General features: G+C 62.8%; 2 protein-coding genes and 2 pseudogenes. 1 reads left to right on the top strand and 3 read right to left on the bottom strand.

Annotated elements, in window-relative coordinates; all coding sequences use genetic code 11:
• Positions 1–148, top strand: a pseudogene (locus tag ACZYOF_RS42405) (IS630 family transposase); the annotation flags it as partial.
• Positions 149–509: 361 nt separating this feature from the next.
• On the opposite strand, the gene ACZYOF_RS42400 reads toward ACZYOF_RS42405, so the two are convergent.
• From ACZYOF_RS42400 to ACZYOF_RS42390, 3 genes and pseudogenes are all read right to left on the bottom strand, one after another.
• A complete protein-coding gene (locus tag ACZYOF_RS42400; RefSeq protein ID WP_463719455.1) occupies positions 510–1877 on the bottom strand; it encodes a M16 family metallopeptidase in 1368 nt (455 codons plus the stop codon).
• Positions 1878–1936: 59 nt separating this feature from the next.
• Positions 1937–3336, bottom strand: a pseudogene (locus ACZYOF_RS42395) (M16 family metallopeptidase).
• A 581-nt stretch (positions 3337–3917) separates the two neighbouring features.
• Positions 3918–4052 carry a hypothetical protein gene (locus ACZYOF_RS42390; RefSeq protein ID WP_463719454.1) on the bottom strand — a complete coding sequence of 45 codons (135 nt, stop codon included), beginning with the start codon at positions 4050–4052 and terminating at the stop codon, positions 3918–3920.
• Positions 4053–4564: the final 512 nt, after the last annotated feature.

The raw sequence follows: 4564 nt of genomic DNA, 5'->3' as shown, positions 1-4564 counted from the left end.
GTTGAACGGTGCATCATTCACCGCCGTCACGCAGCTACAGGAGCACATCGATGCCTTCATCCGCGCCTACAATGAAAAAGCACAGCCCTTCGCCTGGACGAAGAAACGAGTCCGCCAAAAGCGGTTCGTTGGTGAAACTTTTTTGACGATCTGGCAGAGATGCTGGTCAGGTGTTTGGCCGTCCGAGACAGCGCCGCCGGCATCCAATTCGAGGCCAAGAGCCCAGGCTCCTTCTACCAATTGTAGCCGATCTGACCTCCGGCCAGGAACACAGGGCTATCGACGAGGTCACCGTAAATCGACCGACCATAGGGGATCACAAAACGATGACCGGCCGTAGCCGCCTCCCACGTGCCCGCCGATATATCCTCCGGTCCGGCTCCACAGTGCCGGTGGGACCTTTGCTGCCGGCTTAAGATCGGCCGAATTGACGGCACCGCTTGCAACGAGCGCAGCTGTTGCGGCACCCCAACGAAGTTCAGATCGCATATCACCTCACGAACACAAAGTTAGTTAGGTGTTGCCGGCGTTGCGGCTGATGGCGCGGCGGCCGGTGGGCTGACGGCGGGCGGCGGCGTTGCGGCGGATGGGGCACTGGCCGGCTGGGCCGCGGCCTGCGGGGTGCGGCCGACGACGACCGTGAGCAGGCCCTGGCCCCAGAGCCGCTGCGACACCTTCCTGGCATCGTCCAGCGTCACCGCGTCGACGATGGCGTTGCGCTTCTCGATGTAGTCGATCGGCAGCTTGTCGGTCTGATACTGCAGCATCGCCTGCGCAAGCTTCGAGGAGGTATCGAGCGCCAGCATCTGCGAGCCCTTCAAATACGACTTGGCCTCGTCGAGCTCCTTCTGGGTCGGGCCTTCCTCGGCCATGCGGCGGACTTCCTTCTCGATCGCGTCCACCGTCTCGCCGGCGCGATCGGCGCGGGTGCCGGTATTGCCGATGAACAGCGAGGAGTGCTCCATCCAGACCAGCGCTCCATAGACGGAATAAGCCAGCCCGCGCTTCTCGCGCACTTCGCGGTAAAGCCGCGAGGACAATCCGCCGCCGCCGAGGATGTGGTTGACGACGTAGCCCGGCATGAAGTCCGGCTCGTGGCGGCGGATGCCGGGGCCGCCGAAGGTCACGACCGTTTGCGGTACGTCGAGCGGAATGAGGGTGCGCTGCGGCGGCTTGGCCGCGACGACGTCGGCGACCGGCGTGAGCGTGGCCTTGGCCGGCAGCCCGCCAAAGGACTTGTCGAGCAATTTGCCGAGCGTGTCCGGATCGACATCGCCGACCACGGCGACCTTGAGCGTGTCCTTGGCGAGGACGCGGCGGACATAGTCCTTGAGCTCGGCGATCTCGATCGTCGGCACGCTCTCGAGCGTGCCCTGGGCCCCCCGGCCGTAGGGATGGTCGCCGAACGCGACTTCGAGGAACTTGCGGCCTGCAAGCGAACTCGGGTTGGTGGATTCTCTGCGCAGGTTGGACAGCACCTGCGCGCGGATGCGCTCGACATCGCTCGGCTCGAAGCGCGGCGAGGTCAGCGCGGTGCGCAAGAGGTCGAAGGCCTCGTCCTTGTTGTCCTTGAGCATGCGCAGCGAGCCGCGGAAATTGTCGCGCTGCGAGGAAAAGCTCAATTCGATGGCGCGGCGATCGAGCCGCTCGTGGAAGGTCTTGGAATCGAGATCGCCGGAACCTTCGTCGAGGAGGTCGCCGACCAGATTGCCGACGCCGGGCTTGGCGGCGGGATCCTGGCTGGCGCCGCCGCCGAAGGCGTATTCCATCGCGATCAGCGGCACGGTCGAATCCTGCACGAACCAGGCCTCGATGCCGCCGGGCGATACAAGGCGCTGGATCTTGGTTGCAGCCTGCGACGGGCGCGATGCGAGCATCGTCGTTAGCGCGAGCGCGCTGCCGCCGACGAGGACCGAACGCCGAGTGAGAGAATAAGTCACGAGCGCTTCTCCTCGCGTTTGGGCGCAGTATCCTTGATCAAATAACCGGTCACGGAACGCTTCTTGTCGAGCCAGTTTTGCGCGGCTTCGCGGACCTGTTCGGCGGTGACGGCGCGGATGCGCTCGGGCCAGCTCCTGATATCGTCGACGCTCAAACCCCTGGTGAGCGCGCCGCCATACCAGCGTGCCAGCATCGCCTGATTATCCTGGGCGTAGATCGATTCCGCGATCAACTGGGTTTTGACGCGTTCGAGGTCCTCGGCGCGCGGCGGATTCTGCGCGATATCGGCAATGACCTTGTCGATGGCGTCCTCGATCTGCGCGAACTCGACGCCGGGCTTCGGTGTTGCGGCGATGATGAACTGCGAGGGGTCGAGCGCGGTGCCCTGGTAATTGGCGCCGGTCGAGATCGCGAGCTGACGGTCGATCACCAGCGAGCGGTAGAGATAGGAATTGGCGCCGCCGCCCATCAGTTGCGCGAGCACGTCGAGCGCGGGGCTTTCGCCGACCGCCGCCGTGGCGCCGACGGGACGAGATAGTAGCGGCGCATGGTCGGCTGCTCGACGCGCGGATCGGCCAGCGTCACCGTGCGCGGCGAGACCGGTATCGGCTCCTGTGGGCGCAGCCGTTTTGCGGGGATCGAGGATTGCGCAGGAATGTCGGCGAAATTCTTCTCCACCATCGGGCGGATCTCGCTCGCCTCGACGTCGCCGGCGATGATCAGGATCGCGTTGTTGGGCGCATAGAAGCGCTTGTAGAAGGCGAGCGCGTCCTCGCGGTCGAGCTTTTCGATTTCCTGGTGCCAGCCGATCACCGGACGGCCATAGGGATGGTTGAGATAGAGCGCCGCCATGATCTGCTCGGTGAGCCGCGCATCCGGATTGTTGGCGACGCGCATGTTGTATTCTTCCAGCACGACATCGCGCTCCGGCAGCACGTTCTCGTCCTGCAGGATCAGGCCGGTCATCCGGTCGGCCTCGAACTCCATCATCTTGCCGAGCTGCTCGCGCGGCACGCGCTGGAAATAGCCGGTGTAGTCGGTGGAGGTGAAGGCGTTCTCATTGCCGCCGACCCGCAGCACCGCCTGGGAGAATTCGCCGGCCGGATGCTTGGCGGTTCCCTTGAACATCAGGTGTTCGAGGAAATGCGCCAGTCCCGATTTGCCGGGGGTCTCGTCGGCGGAACCGACCCTGTACCACATCATCTGCGTCACGACTGGAGTGCGGTGATCGGGGATCACCACCACCTGCAGGCCGTTGTTCAGCGTGAAGCTCGCGGACTGTTCCGAGGTGGCTGTGATCTGGGCAAGCGCGCTCCTGTTTCCAGGAACGTGTCGCAAGCTAGGATTGCTGCTATGATCCGCTTTGTAATCGACCGCCAGGGCGGTGCGCGTCATCAAGGCCAGGGCAACACTGGCCGTGCCTAGCACCCGAGTCGTCACGGAACTCCAATTCTTCATGGCATCGCCTTTGGTCACACAGATTCACATTCTGCAGCGGACGGTCCCGCCCAAAGCAGGAGGAGCCGCACACACGTCGCAAGCAGCGGAGCAAAAGCCGGGCCAGTCACCTGATGCTACCGCGCGCGGGCAGATGGACCCAAAACGAAGCCCGGCGCGTGCTTTCTCTTCGAAAGCCAACCCGCGCTTGTTTGGTATCCGCCAACATGTTGCGAGCTCGACATTGAACACAAAAACGCACGACAACTCGTCGCCTCGCGTTGCCTAACCTACGATGCCACATACCGGATGACGCCTCGATCTCGCGCCACAGGCACTCTCCGCCGTTTCGCGGCCGCGCCGGCGCCCGCGAGGGAAGATCTAGAGCTTGTCGCGGCGCCCCGCACCAGGAGTACCCGGTCGCGCTTCGACGCTACGAGCTTTGACGATCTGGCCATTTCTTCGACCCACGAACGCGAAATGTCCTAGCGGACTAGCAACAAGAAGATCATGTGGGGTTTCAGGCCCGGCGAATTAATCTACCACTTGTCCTGTTCCTCACACCGCGCCTCGAGTTCAATCAGCTCGCCCTCCAGCACAGGCCGATCCGCCATTTCAAGTGCTACTTCAGCGACCTGCGAGCTCAGGTGCTCGCATCGGGTGAAGGATTTCACGTTCGGCCTCCTCGGCATCACAAATATGTTTCATTGGCTGTCCCCGTCATGATCACGAGCGCGCAATTCATTTTTTGCTCGACCGTGCTCCACGGGCTCACGCAGCGTGTCGACCTCCATCGTCTTCTTCCGCCACAACTTACGTAGGTACTTGAGCGCCTTAGCCAAGTCGGAGGCCCTCTTGGCCGCCACTGCCGAGAGCTGCCGTCCTGAAGGAGCTCTTCTAACGAAACAAGCTTTTCGGATTGGTGCCGTTCTAGCATCCACCGAGACCGTCTTGCCCCCTCAAACTCTTCTTCGATCAGTACTAGCTTTTCTTCGGCAGAGCGCCGACGCCGCACCTGACGGAAGCATCGATGCGGTCTCCCATGGCTCATCATGAAGCTGAAATGGACCCGCGGAGCGGGACCGCTTGAACCGGTTTGTTAGTTGGAAACTGACTGCTCCTGATCCCTTTCTATCACGCAGCCAGAGACGCTGTCTGCTGCAGTTGCTGTGGGCATGTGGTCAAC

It is taken from the genome of Bradyrhizobium sp. LeoA1Lang (assembly GCF_055413685.1).
Note: the sequence above shows the minus strand (reverse complement) of the source record. Positions and strands in the feature narration are given on the sequence as shown.